Genomic DNA, 324 nt, shown 5'->3' on the forward strand with positions numbered 1-324 from the left:
GGCGCCTGTCGAAGCAGCGATCGGAAATTGGCGTGGCTTCGTTTCTGCTCAGCAGAGCTGGGCGCGGCTTTCGAGCCTGCTGAAAACCATTCCTGAGATTCCAGCCCCGCTTGCGCTCGCGGCTCCTACCAAGCAAGTCACTGTTGAGGGCCTGGCGAGCGGACCACCGGCTGGCCAGCGCCTGGTCATCTCCGATGTCAGCTTCGGCTTAAGGGCAGGGAGCGCGCTTGGGGTCATTGGTTACAGTGCCTCGGGTAAGTCGTCGCTGGCGCGGGCGATGATGGGCATCTGGCCGACCGTCAGAGGATCCATTCGCCTTGATGG

1 protein-coding gene is annotated in these 324 nt (G+C 63.0%); it reads left to right on the forward strand.

What is annotated here, in order from left to right; translation table 11 throughout:
- The coding region (locus AF337_RS25575; protein ID WP_152971184.1) for an ATP-binding cassette domain-containing protein at window positions 1-324 on the forward strand (324 nt) is incomplete at both ends.

Origin of the sequence: Rhizobium ecuadorense (assembly GCF_001187535.1) — a bacterium.
GTDB classification, from domain to species: domain Bacteria; phylum Pseudomonadota; class Alphaproteobacteria; order Rhizobiales; family Rhizobiaceae; genus Rhizobium; species Rhizobium ecuadorense.